At 42.9% G+C, this 14,768-nt stretch carries 19 protein-coding genes and 1 other RNA gene; 6 read left to right on the forward strand and 14 right to left on the reverse strand.

The window, feature by feature from the left end; all coding sequences use genetic code 11:
* Positions 1-17: 17 nt before the first annotated feature.
* The 4 genes from OKX00_RS12320 to OKX00_RS12335 all read right to left on the reverse strand — a co-directional run bounded on the left by OKX00_RS12320 (position 18) and on the right by OKX00_RS12335 (position 4,438).
* Complete coding sequence (locus OKX00_RS12320; protein WP_265407567.1) at positions 18-1,436, reverse strand: amino acid permease; 1,419 nt, start codon at positions 1,434-1,436, stop codon at positions 18-20.
* 158 nt (positions 1,437-1,594) lie between these two features.
* Positions 1,595-2,455: a CvfB family protein gene (locus OKX00_RS12325; protein WP_265407568.1), complete on the reverse strand. Its 861-nt coding sequence runs from the start codon at positions 2,453-2,455 to the stop codon at positions 1,595-1,597.
* A gap of 95 nt (positions 2,456-2,550) precedes the next feature.
* Positions 2,551-2,703, reverse strand: a complete 153-nt coding sequence (locus OKX00_RS12330) for a YycC family protein (RefSeq protein ID WP_082315907.1) — start codon at positions 2,701-2,703, stop codon at positions 2,551-2,553.
* A gap of 46 nt (positions 2,704-2,749) precedes the next feature.
* Positions 2,750-4,438, reverse strand: coding sequence for a formate--tetrahydrofolate ligase (locus tag OKX00_RS12335; protein ID WP_265407569.1), 1,689 nt, complete (start codon positions 4,436-4,438; stop codon positions 2,750-2,752).
* A 183-nt stretch (positions 4,439-4,621) separates the two neighbouring features.
* On the opposite strand from OKX00_RS12335, the gene OKX00_RS12340 reads away from it, so the two are divergent.
* On the forward strand, positions 4,622-4,942 hold the full coding sequence (locus OKX00_RS12340) for a 2Fe-2S iron-sulfur cluster-binding protein (RefSeq protein WP_062232057.1): 321 nt from the start codon (positions 4,622-4,624) through the stop codon (positions 4,940-4,942).
* 58 nt (positions 4,943-5,000) lie between these two features.
* On the opposite strand, the gene OKX00_RS12345 is transcribed toward OKX00_RS12340, so the two are convergent.
* Positions 5,001-5,645 carry an HD domain-containing protein gene (locus OKX00_RS12345; RefSeq protein WP_053354339.1) on the reverse strand — a complete coding sequence of 215 codons (645 nt, stop codon included), beginning with the start codon at positions 5,643-5,645 and terminating at the stop codon, positions 5,001-5,003.
* A gap of 73 nt (positions 5,646-5,718) precedes the next feature.
* Here OKX00_RS12345 and OKX00_RS12350 point away from each other — a divergent pair, with 73 nt between their 5' ends.
* Positions 5,719-5,970: a DUF2564 family protein gene (locus tag OKX00_RS12350; protein WP_091005610.1), complete on the forward strand. Its 252-nt coding sequence runs from the start codon at positions 5,719-5,721 to the stop codon at positions 5,968-5,970.
* Between the two features lie 22 nt (positions 5,971-5,992).
* Here the strand turns inward: OKX00_RS12350 and OKX00_RS12355 are convergent, their stop codons facing one another.
* Entirely contained in the window at positions 5,993-6,280 is a 288-nt protein-coding gene (locus tag OKX00_RS12355) for a DUF6123 family protein (protein ID WP_265407570.1), read from the reverse strand.
* Between the two features lie 57 nt (positions 6,281-6,337).
* Positions 6,338-7,000 (reverse strand): reverse transcriptase-like protein, encoded by a 663-nt coding sequence (locus OKX00_RS12360; RefSeq protein ID WP_053354342.1) that lies wholly within the window; start codon positions 6,998-7,000, stop codon positions 6,338-6,340.
* Positions 7,001-7,084: 84 nt separating this feature from the next.
* On the opposite strand from OKX00_RS12360, the gene OKX00_RS12365 reads away from it, so the two are divergent.
* Both OKX00_RS12365 and OKX00_RS12370 read left to right on the forward strand, forming a co-directional pair.
* Entirely contained in the window at positions 7,085-7,483 is a 399-nt protein-coding gene (locus OKX00_RS12365) for a reverse transcriptase-like protein (RefSeq protein ID WP_265407571.1), read from the forward strand.
* Positions 7,480-8,403 carry a DMT family transporter gene (locus OKX00_RS12370; protein WP_053354344.1) on the forward strand — a complete coding sequence of 308 codons (924 nt, stop codon included), beginning with the start codon at positions 7,480-7,482 and terminating at the stop codon, positions 8,401-8,403. The genes OKX00_RS12365 and OKX00_RS12370 overlap by 4 nt, the downstream gene beginning before the upstream one ends.
* Here the strand turns inward: OKX00_RS12370 and OKX00_RS12375 are convergent.
* The 3 genes from OKX00_RS12375 to OKX00_RS12385 form a co-directional block, all read right to left on the reverse strand.
* Positions 8,400-9,293, reverse strand: a complete 894-nt coding sequence (locus tag OKX00_RS12375; protein WP_053354345.1) for a 5'-3' exonuclease — start codon at positions 9,291-9,293, stop codon at positions 8,400-8,402. The two genes, OKX00_RS12370 and OKX00_RS12375, sit on opposite strands and share 4 nt — an antisense overlap.
* A 169-nt stretch (positions 9,294-9,462) precedes the next feature.
* Positions 9,463-9,647: non-coding RNA, 6S RNA (ssrS, locus tag OKX00_RS12380), on the reverse strand.
* Positions 9,648-9,681: 34 nt separating this feature from the next.
* The gene (locus tag OKX00_RS12385; protein WP_265407572.1) at positions 9,682-9,822 is read right to left on the reverse strand and encodes a hypothetical protein; all 141 of its coding nucleotides are present in this window, start codon (positions 9,820-9,822) and stop codon (positions 9,682-9,684) included.
* Positions 9,823-9,935: 113 nt separating this feature from the next.
* On the opposite strand from OKX00_RS12385, the gene OKX00_RS12390 reads away from it, so the two are divergent.
* Both OKX00_RS12390 and OKX00_RS12395 read left to right on the forward strand, forming a co-directional pair.
* Positions 9,936-10,187, forward strand: coding sequence for a hypothetical protein (locus OKX00_RS12390; RefSeq protein ID WP_062232046.1), 252 nt, complete (start codon positions 9,936-9,938; stop codon positions 10,185-10,187).
* 98 nt (positions 10,188-10,285) lie between these two features.
* Entirely contained in the window at positions 10,286-10,675 is a 390-nt protein-coding gene (locus OKX00_RS12395; protein WP_062232044.1) for a hypothetical protein, read from the forward strand.
* 26 nt (positions 10,676-10,701) lie between these two features.
* Here OKX00_RS12395 and OKX00_RS12400 read toward each other — a convergent pair whose 3' ends face one another.
* The 4 genes from OKX00_RS12400 to OKX00_RS12415 are packed head-to-tail and all read right to left on the reverse strand — an operon-like array spanning position 10,702 to position 14,756.
* Entirely contained in the window at positions 10,702-11,994 is a 1,293-nt protein-coding gene (locus OKX00_RS12400) for a peptidase (RefSeq protein ID WP_265407573.1), read from the reverse strand.
* A 20-nt stretch (positions 11,995-12,014) separates the two neighbouring features.
* Positions 12,015-12,677 carry a 3-oxoacid CoA-transferase subunit B gene (locus tag OKX00_RS12405; RefSeq protein WP_265407574.1) on the reverse strand — a complete coding sequence of 221 codons (663 nt, stop codon included), beginning with the start codon at positions 12,675-12,677 and terminating at the stop codon, positions 12,015-12,017.
* On the reverse strand, positions 12,644-13,369 hold the full coding sequence (locus OKX00_RS12410) for a CoA transferase subunit A (RefSeq protein WP_265407575.1): 726 nt from the start codon (positions 13,367-13,369) through the stop codon (positions 12,644-12,646). The genes OKX00_RS12405 and OKX00_RS12410 overlap by 34 nt, the downstream gene beginning before the upstream one ends.
* A 19-nt stretch (positions 13,370-13,388) precedes the next feature.
* The gene (locus OKX00_RS12415; RefSeq protein ID WP_265407576.1) at positions 13,389-14,756 is read right to left on the reverse strand and encodes an aspartate aminotransferase family protein; all 1,368 of its coding nucleotides are present in this window, start codon (positions 14,754-14,756) and stop codon (positions 13,389-13,391) included.
* Positions 14,757-14,768: the final 12 nt, after the last annotated feature.

Raw genomic sequence — 14,768 nt, forward strand, 5'->3', positions numbered from 1 at the left:
CCAATGAAAAAGGACAGCTAAAGCTGTCCTTTTTCTTTCTTCCAAAAATGCTTCCTTACCATCGGATAAAAAATGATTCCTGATACAAGAAGCACCATGCCGAAGAGGAAGGTTTTTATATCGGCGGTTCCTGCTTTTATGACCCATAAGGAGTAAATAGCCGCTAAAACAGCAATGAGGCCATCACTGTATCTGTTTTTATTGTTGTTTTCATAGGTATCGCCCAGAATGACCAATTTGATCTGATAAAGGGAAGCCATTAAATATGGGACCAGAAAAGCCAAGGTAGCAACAAATATGACAAAGTCAAAAGCTTCAGCCATCGACTGGGAAACAACTGAAAAGATAAAAAGCTGTGTCATGATATTTGTTACTGTTAATGAGAATGAAGGTGCTCCATATCTGTTTTCCTTGGAAAAAGCAGGGATGAACATAGATTTATTAGCTGCTTGATAAGGTACTTCTGCAGCGAGCAAGATCCATCCGATTGTCGCTCCAAGTAATGATACGATGCCAAGAAGTGCCATAATACTGCTTCCTGAAGGTCCAACGACACTTTCAAGCGCATCGACCAGCGGCTTTTGGGAATGGATCAGTTCTTTTTGCTGCAGCGTTCCCATGACAAGCACGGTGATTCCAATATAAATTATGAGTGCAATAAGAAGTCCAAGAATGGTTGCTTTTTTGACATCGTTTTGTTTTCTGGCACGATTTGAAAACACTACGGCGGATTCCACTCCAACAAAAGCCCAAAGGGTTGCAATCGCAGCACCGTTCAACTGTCCAAGAAATCCGGTTGTTTCTCCGGTATTGCTGTCAATTTTCGTTTCGATAAAAGGGATGAGATTGCTGGACTTAAAAGCAAACAGACAGATGATTATAAAAAATAAGAAACCAACTACTTTAGCTATGGTTGCAATTAGGTTTGCTTTACCGGCTCCTTCTATTCCCTTTAGAATGGCAAAGTGGAGTCCCCATAAAAAAGCCGAGCAAACCAGAAAAGTTATGGCTCCCCCGAGGCGGATTGAAGCTGATCCAACATTAAAAAGATGCTGCTTGCTCGTCATAACCGGAAAAAACGTTGACAGATAACTGGCGAACGTTGTTATGATTGCAACATTTCCAGCCCAGTTCGCCACCCAGTAACCCCATCCGACCAAATAGCCGGCAATTAAAGATGACTCTGTTCCTTCCTTAAACAAGGCTTGTGCATAATTCTGTGGCCCCCCATTTAAAGATGGCTTCCTAAGTGCAAGGTTTCCAAATACCAATGCGGTTAGAAGCACACCGGCACCCGTCAGGATCCATGCACCAAGTACACCTCCAGGACTAGCGACCTCAGCTAAAGACCGAGGGAGCATAAATATCCCTGAACCTACCATATTTCCAACAACCAGGGCCGTCAAAACCCACAGGCCAAGCTTATGATCTTTCAATACAGCAACCTCCTGAAAAATAAATAATACCCCCCTAATATTTCCGTATTTCATGAACGCTAACCATCATCAGGGCAAAAGTAAAAGCATGCAGACCGTTTATCTTCTGGATGCTTTATAAAAAAAACTTTGTTAGTCCATGTTGTTGAATGAACATTCTAAATCTTAAGGTACGTTTTTCCGTTCTCTTGCTTGATTTTATTTTCTTTGATCAATTTGCCCAGGGCCCGTTTAAATGCCGCCTTGCTTATATCAAATTCATTTTCAATCTCATCCGGACTGGATTTATCAGTATAAGGCATCTGGCCTTTATTTGCTTTTAGATAGGTGTAGATTTTTTCGGCATCCTCACTATATGCTTGTTCTTTCCTCGGCTTCATCGAAAGATTTATTCTTCCATCTTCCCTTATGAATGTGACGCGGCATTCTACCCGCTCACCGAGGCGGAGCCGGTGGCTCATTTCATCTTGATGGATAAAGCCGATCAGACTGTTCTCTGTAAAGATTAATGCTCCTGAATCATTGAGCTTGTACACATGTCCAGTAACCATTTGATTAAAATGGCTTTCATTCGCAGCTTCTGCCTGTTCAACAATTTCCTGTTCATTCGCAAGGTCTGCAAACAGCCTTCCCTTCTTATCCAGGCGAAGACCGCAGTACAATTGGTCTCCAATTACAGGCCACTGCTCTAAAGGGCCGGGCAGATCATCGTTTGACAGCAATACATCCTTATGTATGCCAATGTCCAGGAATACACCCAATCGTTTCGTAGAGCCAACGACCTTGAGCCATGCCAATGTATCCAGGCGGACTTTTGGCTGGATCATGGTTGCTGCCAATCTGCCTTCATGATCCTGGTATAAAAATACTTCGACCGTTTCTCCTTCTTTTAGCTCTTTAGAAGCTTCTCTTTTATGCAGCATAACTTCTTCCGTTCCAAGGCTTAAAAAATAGCCGAAATCGCTCAACCGTTCAACTTTTAATGTAAATACCTCTCCGGCTCTTAATTTATTTTCCATCGCAGCTCAATTCCTTTGTTCTTTTTATAATAGTATGGACGTTAACATCGAAAAATAGAAACCTACTTTTAATCCGTAAAGTAGGTTTCCGCCTTTTATTCTTCCTTTTTTGTCTCTTCTTCCTCAGAAATTTCCATGAGTTTCTTTATTAAAATATGCTGAGGCATATGCATGATCTGTTCAAGCGGAACATTCAGCTTCTTGGACAGCATGAGAGCTGTTTCTGCTGAAATTTGCAATGGTTTCATAATGTGCAGCCTCCCCTCCGCTAAGTATACCAAACCTGCTTCTCTTTTAAAACAATCCCACTGCTTTCCCGTCTTCTGTAACATCCATATTCAATGCTGCAGGTGCGTTCGGCAATCCTGGCATCGTCATCACATCTCCGGTCAGTGCCACAATGAAGCCTGCTCCAATTGATGCTTTTAATTCACGAATAGTGATCACAAATTCCTCAGGTCGTCCAAGTCTTTTCGGATTATCAGAAAGTGAATACTGGGTTTTGGCCATACAGACAGGAAGGGTTGACCAGCCTTGAAGTTCAAACTCTTGAAGCTGTGTCAACGCTTTTGGTGAAAACTGAACCCCGCTTGCACCATACACTTTCTCGGCAATCGTTATGATTTTTTCTTCAAGTGGCTGATCCAGTGTATACAACGGCTGATACTCATTGGTTCCATTCTCGATAATATCGAGTACTTTTCTTGCCAGCTCTTCACCGCCTTCTCCGCCTTTCAGCCAAACATCGGATAGTTCAACAGGTATATTCTTCTCGCTGCACCACTTCAAGATATACTGAATTTCAGAATCATGATCGGACACAAAACGGTTGACAGCTACCACAAAAGGTACCCCAAATGCCTGGATCGTTTCAATATGTTTTTCAAGATTGGCCATTCCATCAGCCAATGCTTTAAGATCTTCCGTTGACAATTGATTTTTATTCTGTCCTCCATGCATCTTCAATGCACGTGCTGTAGCGACGATTACGACTGCACTGGGTTTCAGATCAGCATAGCGGGCTTTTATGTTTAAAAACTTCTCAGCCCCGAGATCAGCACCGAACCCTGCTTCTGTTACAACATAATCTCCAAGTTTGCTGGCTAACTTTGTCGCGATGATGCTGTTGCATCCGTGGGCAATATTGGCGAACGGGCCTCCATGAATAATAGCTGGAGTATTTTCAAGCGTTTGAACGAGATTAGGTCTGATCGCATCTTTTAAAAGCAGGGTCAGTGCACCTTCTACTTTTAAATCGGAAACGGTAACGGGTTTATTTTCATAGGTATAGCCAACAACCATTCTGGAAAGTTTCTTCTTCAAGTCATCCAGATCTTTGGCAAGACAAAAGATGGCCATGACTTCAGAAGCTACTGTAATATCAAATCCATCCTCACGCGGCACACCCTGCACGGGTCCGCCAAGACCGATGACAATTTTCCGAAGTGCTCTGTCATTCATATCGAGAACACGCTTCCACACAATTTTCCGAGGATCAATGTTCAGTTCATTCCCGCGGTGGATGTGATTATCGATGACTGCTGCCAAAGCGTTATTGGCAGTTGTAATCGCATGAATGTCGCCAGTAAAGTGAAGATTGATATCTTCCATCGGAATAACTTGGGAGTATCCCCCTCCAGCTGCACCGCCTTTAAGTCCCATACTAGGGCCAAGCGAAGGTTCTCTTAGAGCAATAATGGCTTTTTCTCCGATTCGGTTAAGAGCCTGTCCAAGGCCTACCGTTACCGTTGATTTACCCTCACCAGCAGGAGTTGGATTGATGGATGTTACGAGTACAACCTTACCCTCCTGCTTCGTTTTGAGTTTGTCGAACAAACCCAGTGAAAGCTTTGCCTTATAGCGCCCATAAGGTTCCCAGTCTTCTTCTTGAATATTCAATTGAGCGGCGATCTCTTCAATTCGAAGCATGTTCGCTTCTTGTGCGATTTCAATGTCGGACTTATGTTTGACTTCCTTTTTCATGTGTAAGGTACCCCCTGTAAAATACGTACATATTATCATTTTACATAAAATCATTTATAAAATGTAAACATTCTTGTCGTCCTATCGATTTAGTTTATCCTGAATTTTGTTTTTACCGAGATGAGTTTATCGTATAATAGAAAGGATTTGATCTTGCAATTCTAAAAGGAGGAATTGAGATTCATGGCAAAAATCACTGTACAGGGTTTTGGTGATTATGAAATTGAAAATGGAAAAAAACTTGTAATCGGACTTGAAGACAATGGAGTGGATATTCTTCACCGCTGCGGCGGGAAAGCAAAGTGTACAACCTGCCGGGTAGAGGTTGTCTCCGGTGACCTGGGTGAGATGAACGAATTTGAACGGAATATCATTGAAACGAAAGGGTTAGGCGAGGGGATTCGTTTATCTTGTCAGGTAAGGGTTGAGCAGGATGCTGAAATCCGTCCTGCGATGACCGTTTCAAAAGATGGGCTCGATCCAGGTCCGCGCCCTGCCGAATAAGCTTTAACAAAGGAGGCTCCATTCTTTTAGAATGAGCCTCCTTTGTTTATAGGGTTTATTATCGGATGCCTTCCCACTCAGAAAAAAACACATCTAGATACGATACCATCTGTTGATGTCTGCTCTCTGCAAGTTTTTTTCCATGCTCTGTATTCATTCGGTCTTTCAATGTCAGCAGTTTTTCATAAAAATGGTTGATAGCAGTTGACACTCCATTTCGGTATTCACTTTTTGTCATTGTGTTCCGTACAGGAATATCCGGGTCATAGATCATTTGTCCGACATGCCCGGAATACGCAAAAGTTCTTGCGATGCCGATCGCACCAAGGGCATCCAAACGATCGGCATCCTGGACTGCCATTCCCTCAATTGTCTTCATCCCTGTTGAATTTCCGCCTTTAAATGACATGGTTGAAATGATCTCAAGAACATGTTGCTTTTCGGGGTTTGTTACCTCATGCTTGGTTAGCCATAAGGATACCTTTACAAGTCCTGCTTCTTCAGATGCATTGAATTTTTCATCTGCTATGTCATGCAGGAGTGCTGCCAAGCTGCAGACAAAGGGATCCGCACCTTCTTTTTCTGCAATGGTAAGAGCTAGTTTATTCACCCTGTATATATGCCACCAATCATGGCCGCTGCCTTCCCCGCGCAAAGTTTCTTGAACGTATCGCTCGGCAGCTTCAATAATTTTTCTTTCCATTGAATTTTTCCTTTCTCATTATAAAAGTTTGTTCCAAAAGACATACTAAAAGTAAAACAGGTAGGTGAATTATATGTCAGAACCGTATAACGATCTTAAACAGGTAGACATGTCCATTCAGAGTGCACAACGAATCATCGGACATGCTACGATGAGTATGGATCCCGGCCAGCTTCATGCAGCCAAAGAAGCGCTGAATACTGCTAAAGAGCATTACGATGCCATGATGAACAACCAAACAGGAATGGATGGCATGTTTTTGGAGAATGCCCGTGAAACATTAGAACGCTGCGAACAGCAGATCAATGAAGCATTAAAACAATAAAAGCCGGATATCCGGCTTTTATTTATGAATAAGAAACGTTAACCTCTTCTTCAAGATCCTCCACATATGTATACGCTTTTCTTTTTGTTTTAATTTCATTCTGCTTAAATTCCTCTAAAAGAGCAATATAGTAGCTTCCGTCGAACTCTCTTTGGATTTTTAACGTAATTTCAATGGCGACGCTGACCATATAATCACTCATTCCAGTAAAGTGCTTACCGAATTCAATAAATGCAGTATCACTTTCTTTTAATTTAATCCCCTTTGAAGCCAGGTACCGGAAGTATTCCTCGATTGAAAACTGAGACAATTGCATCCCATCCTATTCTTTGAAGATTCATGTAAATTGTATCAGTCAAAAATACCATTAATCAATGATTTCTTTTTTACCATGGATCATGTTCTTGTGAAGTGCCTGTGTCGCAAGGGAATCTGCCTCTTTATTTTCTTTCCGGGAGATTAACTCATAGGATGGTTTGATTCCGAGTATTTTCAGTTTTTCTTCAATTTTGTCCATCCATTTTTGCAGATTTTCTTCGTAACAAGGCCATTCCCCGCTCATTTGCTGAATAACCACCATTGAATCCCCTTTAATCGTTACCGGTGTCCGCTGTACACCCAGACGTTCCAGTTCATTTATAAGCAGCCAAAGCGCCGCATATTCCGATTCATTATTCGATTCAATCATATGGTAAGAGGCATTGGAGCGTACCCGGTAATTTTTATTCGATTGTTTGTAATAAACTGCTGTTCCCTGCCCGGATAAAAGCTCATCTTTTTGAAACCCGCCATCAAAAAACGCTGTGATATCCGATGGTTCTGTCTCAATAACAGCCACCATTTTTTGAAGTTCTTTTTTAGACCAATAAACACCAGTTTCGTCAAGAAACGTAAGATTTCCAAGACGGCCTGTTCTTTCAATGTCAGCAGCAAGCTGAACCGCTTGCGCCACCGTCACGGGATCTGAAACAAACCGTATCATATTCTTTGATCTTGAGGGCTTATATTCCCATTCCAACGTAACTTTCATCGCAGGTCCTCCCTGAATTTGTAATATCTCATTTCTTATTGTATCCCATTTCGCTATAATAGAAAAAAACAGGAGGGGATCGGATTGATCGAAGTGTATATTGACGGAGCAAGCGCAGGAGATCCGGGTCCTTCCGGGGCAGGCATCTTTATTAAACTAGGAAATGGGACAGTTGAAAAACACAGCATTCCGCTCGGAAGCTTATCCAATCATGAAGCGGAATTCCGCAGCCTGCTTCTTGCTTTAACGATTTGTGTGGAAAAGAACTATGACCCGGTTTCATTCAGGACCGATTCTCAGGCGGTGGAAAGAGCGGTAGAAAAACGGTTTGCCAAAGACAAACGATATGATTCCTTATTGCAGGAAGCCTTACATATGATTGATCAGCTGCAGTTGTTCTTCCTGAAATGGATACCGAGCAAACAAAATAAGGTGGCGGATGATCTTGCTCGAAAAGCTGTCCAGCTCAATGAAGTGCAATGAAAAGAAAAATAGCAGATACCGGTCTTCTTCTTGTTGCATTGGTGTGGGGAACAACATTTGTCATCGTTCAAAACGCGGTTGCCTTCCTCCCTCCGTTTGCATTTAACAGTATCCGTTTTTTTTTGGCTGCTATAATATTGGGAGGCTGGATCGTTTTTGCTGCACCTGACAAGAAGCAGTTTCTCAAGAGTAAACGCATCTGGCATAAAGGGATCTCACTCGGCTTCTGGCTATACCTGGGATATGGATTTCAAACTGTCGGATTAGTCTACACGACATCGTCGAAGACTGCGTTCATCACGGGATTGAGTGTGGTTGTCGTTCCCCTTATGGCCGTCTTTTTATTAAAACAAAGGCTGAATCTCTCCTCTGCAATCAGTGTAATAATGGCAGTAGCTGGTCTGTATCTACTAACAGGAGGAAGCGGCTTAGCTATGAATAAAGGCGACTTTTTCGTCCTGCTATGTGCATTTTCATTTGGTATGCATATTGTGATGACTGCTAAATTCGCTTCTGGTGCCCCCGTTTTATGGTTAACACTCATTCAGCTGGCAACCGTCTCATTCCTGAGCATGATCACATCGCTCTCCATTGAAAACTGGAAACCCGCTTTCAAGTGGGACATCATGCTCCAAAAGGAAGTGATAACAGCTCTGGTCGTCACTGCTATTTTTGCTACAGCTCTCGCGTTTTTAGCACAAACCTATTTTCAAGGCTACACTACTCCAGCCCGTGTGGCTCTCATTTTTGCTCTCGAGCCCGTTTTCGGTGCTCTGACAGCTTATGTTTGGGCAAATGAAACCCTTGGTGCGAAAGGGATTACAGGATGTATCCTTATCCTTGCAGGAATGATCGCTGCTGAATTTCCATTTGCTAAATTTTTAAAGAAGAGAAAAACAAAAGAGTGGGTAAATTCTTAACCCACTCTTACATTTATCTCAAGCTCAGTAAGCTCGTCCAACAATTTTGATTTATCTACTTTGATCTGTATCTGATCAAAATCAAGCTCAAGAATATCAGGAACATCGGTATATATTTTGCAAAGATCCTTGCTAAGGAACGCCATTTCTCTTCCAAGCTGAAGCTTTTTGAAATACCTTTTGTATTTCTCGTCCAGTTCATCTACCTTATGATAGATGCCCTCAACATTTCCATACTGCTGAATGAGAGGCAGAGCTGCCTTTTCACCTACACCGGCAACACCGGGAATATTATCGCTCTTATCCCCTAACAGTGCTTTTACATCCACCCATTGAGACGGTTCAATACCATAGTCTGATTGAAAATGAGTCAGCGTATACTTGGTTTCACCCTTCTTTGCAGCGATAAGCTGAGATGTTTTTCCGCATAGTAGCTGAAGCAAGTCCCTGTCGTTACTGTAAATGATGCATTCCCCGTCTTTTTCATCTCTCCATTTTTGAACAAACGTCCCAATGATATCGTCGGCTTCATATTTTGGAACAGTAAACTGTGGAATACCTAAGCTATTAAATAGCGAAACTGCTGTTTCATATTGCTGGATCAATGGTTCCGGCAATTCATTCCTGGTTCCCTTGTAATCTTGATATTTCTGTTTGCGCAGCGTTTCATTTCTCTTTACATCCCAAGCGATGGCTAAGTGAGTCGGTGTGTGGATCCTCACCAATTGCAGCAATTTTTGAATTTTAGCGCGCAGACCATTTATAAACAACCCTTTAGAGTTGCGTTGAAGCTGATGAAGTTCTTTTCCGTAAGCCGTAGCAAAATAACACCTGCTCAGTAAATTAAACCCATCAATCAGCAATAGTTTCTCATGTTTTTCATCAACCATTTCATTCACCGTCCCGCATACCCGGCCATCTCGTCTGCCAAGTTATATTTGTTTCATATTTGAGAAATTAATGAAGTTTTATTTTGAAAAATAAATGAAGTTTTTATTTTGAAAAATAAAAACTTATAAAAAAAACTTATTTTACGTAGTTGTAAAATAAGCTGTTTATGTATGTCCGCTCTGCCGTAACTCATCCTGTCTTAAAACCCGTTCTCACAGGTGGGTATCCGCAGCTGTATTTTCACCTTCCTCTAACGAATGGAGAGGCACGATGTATTCAACAGACATTTAGGATTCCCTTATTACTCATATCGGTTTAAGACAAAATAAGAGCTACTAACATCGCAGACTGTAATTATAACGCCATATTTAAATTTTGTAAATAAGTTTACTTCGTTTTCTTGCCATGGCGATGGCCGCTGCTTCTGGAATCTTCCATAGCAGCAAATTCAGAATCACTTCGCTCTGCCATTTGTTTCGCATTGTTGTTGCGCTGGGCATTGGCATTTCCTTTTTTCTGTTTTCCCAATGTTTTCAGCTCCTGTTATATAGAGTATAACTATTGTTTCCATTCGTCAAAAATAAATGCGTAACATAATTTTCCTGACAATGGTAACCCTATGAACAGGAGGTTGATGTACAATGTCAAATGCTTATCTATGCCCAAACTGTAAAACCAATCGTACAAGGTTTAATCTGATCGCGCAAGTTCCGCAGTCTGTAAAATTAGATCCGTCAACAGGCTCAGTTGTCAATCAGTACGAAAATGCTGATGACTTGGATCCCTTCCATATTCCGTACAACGGAGCGGAAAGGCTCGTTCAGTGCGCTGCTTGCGGAGTCATCGGGGAAGAAGCTTCATTTATTAAAAGAGCACAGCACAACCCTCGTTAAAAAGATGAACAGTCTTGTTCATCTTTTTTTTGGCTGAAAAAGGAAATCATTCTACGGCGGCGAAATGTAGAGTAAATACCAAAGGAGGAATAAAGCGATTGCACGATAAAAGTCCAGGATCCCATTTGTTTAAAATACCGAGATGCAGCATTCAAAACGATGAGTTTCAAATTGTCTCTCAATATTATGAAAGCGAATACTTGGCGTACAGAACATTTATCGTTTCAAAATTAGGAACACCCTATCTCCTTTATGAACTCGGCATTACATACGGTGCTGCGTACGAGCTGAATCAGTCGTATCCTCTGCATGTTCCGGCCTTTCTGCTTCCTCTTGGATTAAATTTTGTTTATGAAATGCTTGCAGCTCCCTGCCCGCCCCATTGTTCATCCTTAATCACGAAACAGCATATCACCTCACTTACTATTCATTGGAGCAAACTCCCTCCGATCACCGATCATTTCACTTCTCATTCATTCCACAGTTAAAGAAAAAAAAAACGCCTCAGCAAGTTTTACGTATCTTTTTTGACGAGCAGATCTTCTTTTGTTTCTGTTTCAATCCCGCCGCACCAATCCATAATCGTTAAAGTGATAATTTCAGCTGCCTTAAAAATTTTATCCAGCTCAATATGTTCGTCCGGATAATGGGCAACTGAAGTTACTCCAGGCCCGAATACAATGGTCGGTGTATGGCCGACAGATGTTAACAACCCTCCATCTGTTCCCCATGGTGATGCTTCAATAACAGGTTCACTCTGACAGATTTCAGTAAAACGATTGGACAAAAGCTTCATGAGATCATGGTCTTGTTCAATGCTGCCAGGCAGCCACTGTGCTCCAAACCATTCCACAGCGGGAGGATGTTCTTTAAGCCATTGATCGTTGAGGCTCGCCATTCGATTTTCTAGCTCGCCTTTCACATCCTCAAGTGTTTCACTTGGAGCCACACCTATTCTCCCTTCAATAACAATATGATCGGGAACAGATGAAGGCCATTCCCCGCCTGATATTTTCCCCAAGTTAATCGGTACAGGGATAGGAATATTTTGATAGAGAGGATCTGTAATTCTTTCATTTCTTGCTTTCTCAAGGTCTTGCAGCTCCTTAACAACAATCATCGCCTTTTCAAGCGCGCTGACCCCTTCGTATCTTGTTCCTCCATGGGCGGATCTGCCGTACACATTTATCCTGAACCACATGGATCCTTGCTGGCTTGGAAATATCTTCATATTCGTCGGTTCCGGAATGATAGCAGCATCTGCCGTATATCCCCTAAGAATAGCGGCAAGTGTACCTGCGCCTCCGCTCTCCTCTTCCATTACACTATGGAAAATGACATCTCCTTTTAACGGAACGTTCAAATCCTTTAAGCATTGTATTGCTAGAAGCAGGCATAAATTTCCGCCCTTCATATCTGTCGCGCCTCTGCCATACAGTTTTCCGTCCTTAATTTCACCGCTATAGGGATCGTTTTCCCATTGGCTGAGATCACCTGGAGGCACGACATCCACATGCCCGTTCAAAACGATCGACCGCCCTCCTCCGCTTCCTTTTAAAATCCCTGCAACGTTAGGGCTGTTTGAGAAATCTGTTCTCGTCGCACAAAAATAAGGATGCCGGAAAAACGCTTCGCCATCCGGATGCCAAACATCTACTTCCAGACCTATATCCTGAAGCTTATCTGCAATTAGCATCTGGACTTCTTTTTCTTTTCCCTGTTCACTGTTCGAACGTACCATCTTCTGCAAAAATGAGATGGCTTCTGGCTTTTTGCTGTCCATCCACTTTTGAATTTCCTTTTTCATGTTCACCCTCCTGCCGTTTTTTACTGAAAAGTTCCGATCTGATCGAGAATTTCTAAAGGAGCACCCGTTGATTTCACCACATCATCAACGGTATAGGGATGCATAATTTCTCTTAATACAAGCTTTCCATCCATCACGTCAATTACAGCTTTTTCTGTAATGATCATGTGAGCGCCTTTTTGCACCGTAAGCGGCAATTTGCATTTTTTTACGATCTTTGGATTGCCTTCTTTATCCGTGTGATTCATAAGAACGATGACCTTTTTGGATTTTTGTGCAAGGTCTATGGCTCCCCCCATGCCCGGCACCCTTTTTCCGGGTACAATCCAATTGGCGATGTCCCCTTTTTCACTGACTTCCAAAGCTCCTAATACGGTAATGTCCAGAAGTCCGCGCCTTATGATGCCAAAAGCTGTGGCACTGTCAAAATAGGATGCTCCTGAGATTAAGGTGACTGGATAACCTCCGGCATTGGAGAGGTTGCCGTCTTCTTTTCCCTTTTCTGGTGATCCGCCCATGCCTAGAATTCCATTCTCTGTATGAAGCATGACACCGTGGTCATTCGGAATGTAATCCGCAACTAGCGTAGGTATGCCGATGCCTAAATTGACGATCGTTCCTCTATCGATTTCAAGTGCTGCCCTGCGTGCTATTCGGTGCCTTGTTTCAATTCCCAAACCCATTCCCAATCCACCCCCTTGCTTTGAACGATATAATCCACGAAGACACCAGGCGTTATAATACATTCCGGATCCAGTTCACCTGCGGGTACGATTTCTTCTACTTCTGCAATCGTTATGTTGCCTGCCATAGCCACGAGAGGATTCGTATTCCGCGCGCTTTTATCGTAGACTAAATTTCCATAGGTATCGGCTTTTTGTGCATAAACGATAGAAACATCGGCTGTAAGGGCAGGCTCTACCATATAAGTCGCTGAGTTAATATCCACTTTCTGCTTGCCGGATTCAACGACCGTTCCAAGGCCTACATCCACTAAAATTCCGCCAAGGCCCATCCCGCCGGCCCTGATTTTCTCGGCCAGGGTACCCTGAGGAATAAACTCCACAGCCAGTTCACCGCCGTGCATCTGTTTACCCGCTTCCGGATTGGAACCGATGTGGGAAGCAATAAGACGGCTGATCCGCTTCTCAGTGATCAGTTTGCCCGGTCCGATCCAAGGAAAGCCGGTATCGTTGCTGATCATAAAAATATCCTTGATGTTTTGGTCAAGAATGGCATTGATTAAGCCGGGCGGAGCCCCCACCCCTCCAAACCCTCCTACCATCAGCGACATGCCATCATAAAAAAGAGCAGCTGCTTCTTCCATCGTGATGAGCTTTGTTTTTAATGTTGTTTCATTGGTATTGGACAGCATGGTTTTAATCTCCTTTCTTCTAGCTCGTTGCTCGATGAATCACAATTCCTGAAGATACAAGATGGTTCATTAATTCTTGCAAGCTTTCATCCAATATTCTTAATATCTCGTAAACTTGAAAAGAAGTAACAATTAATGGCGGAGAAATTAACACAGCATCTCCCTCGTACCCGGTAACTCCTCCGAAAGCAGGATATATGATGAGTCCATTGTTGAAGCAAATAGAGATCAGCTTTTCCCCTACACGGTCGCTGACAGAAAATGGCGCGTGGTTCAGTGCATCATTGACAAGTTCTAATCCGCATAAGAGACCTTTACCGCGAACATTGCCGACAAAAGAGTATTTTTGCTCCAGTTCTTTCAATCCATTTAATAAACGTTCTCCTTGTTCATCGGCATTCTGAACAAGATTTTGTTGATCCATATATTCCATGACTGCACAGCATGCCGCAGCAGAAAGAGGGTTCGCACTGAAGGTGTGCCCGCTCATGACCACTCTGGATCCTTTTCGTATCACATTAATAATGCGGTCGGACACCACGGTTGCCGCCATTGGGGTATATCCTGCACTGAGCCCTTTGCCGAGGGTCATAATATCAGGCTCTATTCCCCAATGGTCGATAGCAAACATTTTTCCTGTTCTGCCCATCCCCGTCATCACTTCATCGGCGATGGTTAAAATATGATACTTGTCACAGATTTCTTTCACTTTTTCATAATAGCCCGGTGGAGGTACAATCGCGCCGCCTGCAGCGCCAATGATAGGTTCAAAAATAAACGCAGCGATGTTTTCAGGCCCAATCTGTTCAATTGCACGTTCCAATTCGTCAGCACATTTTAATCTGCATCCGGGGTATGTATTTTGCAAAGGACATTGGTAGCAATAAGGTGCGGGAACAGCCGGGAAATCTTCAAGCAGCTCCGAGAATCGTTCTCTTCTCATATGATGGCCGGACATCGACAGAGCTCCGAGTGTTATGCCATGATAGCTGGTCCATCGGGAAAGTATTTTTGTTTTCGTGTAAATTCCTTGTTCCTGGAAGTACTGGATCGCTACTTTTAATGCAGTTTCCGTGGCTTCTGATCCGCTGTTGACAAAAAAGGTCCAGTTCAAGTCACCAGGAGTCATACTTGCTAACTTCTTTGCCAGTTTTTCTGCCGGCAGACTTGTGAAGTGCGAACGGTAAACGAAGGCAACCTGCTTTGCTTGTTCATGTATCGCATCCGCGATTTCATCCACACCATGGCCGATGTTTGCGGTTACGGCTCCTGAGGATCCATCGATATACCGATTGCCTTTTTCATCATATAAATAGATTCCCTTTCCATGACTGATCATGGGATAGCTTGCATCCAGCACCGGTTTAATAATTCCTGTTTTGTCCATGAAAGGCACTCC

This window comes from Fictibacillus sp. KU28468 (assembly GCF_026153615.1).
GTDB classification, from domain to species: domain Bacteria; phylum Bacillota; class Bacilli; order Bacillales; family Fictibacillaceae; genus Fictibacillus_C; species Fictibacillus_C marinisediminis.

Coding starts and splice junctions, on each gene's coding strand:
- OKX00_RS12325 (WP_265407568.1), bottom strand. CDS start 2,455: ATGGAAAATAAATTAAGAGCCGGAGAGGTATTTACATTAAAAGTTGAA.
- OKX00_RS12330 (WP_082315907.1), bottom strand. CDS start 2,703: ATGAAACCATTGCAAATTTCAGCAGAAACAGCTCTCATGCTGTCCAAG.
- OKX00_RS12335 (WP_265407569.1), bottom strand. CDS start 4,438: ATGAAAAAGGAAGTCAAACATAAGTCCGACATTGAAATCGCACAAGAA.
- OKX00_RS12340 (WP_062232057.1), top strand. CDS start 4,622: ATGGCAAAAATCACTGTACAGGGTTTTGGTGATTATGAAATTGAAAAT.
- OKX00_RS12345 (WP_053354339.1), bottom strand. CDS start 5,645: ATGGAAAGAAAAATTATTGAAGCTGCCGAGCGATACGTTCAAGAAACT.
- OKX00_RS12350 (WP_091005610.1), top strand. CDS start 5,719: ATGTCAGAACCGTATAACGATCTTAAACAGGTAGACATGTCCATTCAG.
- OKX00_RS12360 (WP_053354342.1), bottom strand. CDS start 7,000: ATGAAAGTTACGTTGGAATGGGAATATAAGCCCTCAAGATCAAAGAAT.
- OKX00_RS12370 (WP_053354344.1), top strand. CDS start 7,480: ATGAAAAGAAAAATAGCAGATACCGGTCTTCTTCTTGTTGCATTGGTG.
- OKX00_RS12375 (WP_053354345.1), bottom strand. CDS start 9,293: ATGGTTGATGAAAAACATGAGAAACTATTGCTGATTGATGGGTTTAAT.
- OKX00_RS12390 (WP_062232046.1), top strand. CDS start 9,936: ATGTCAAATGCTTATCTATGCCCAAACTGTAAAACCAATCGTACAAGG.
- OKX00_RS12400 (WP_265407573.1), bottom strand. CDS start 11,994: ATGAAAAAGGAAATTCAAAAGTGGATGGACAGCAAAAAGCCAGAAGCC.
- OKX00_RS12405 (WP_265407574.1), bottom strand. CDS start 12,677: ATGGGTTTGGGAATTGAAACAAGGCACCGAATAGCACGCAGGGCAGCA.
- OKX00_RS12410 (WP_265407575.1), bottom strand. CDS start 13,369: ATGCTGTCCAATACCAATGAAACAACATTAAAAACAAAGCTCATCACG.
- OKX00_RS12415 (WP_265407576.1), bottom strand. CDS start 14,756: ATGGACAAAACAGGAATTATTAAACCGGTGCTGGATGCAAGCTATCCC.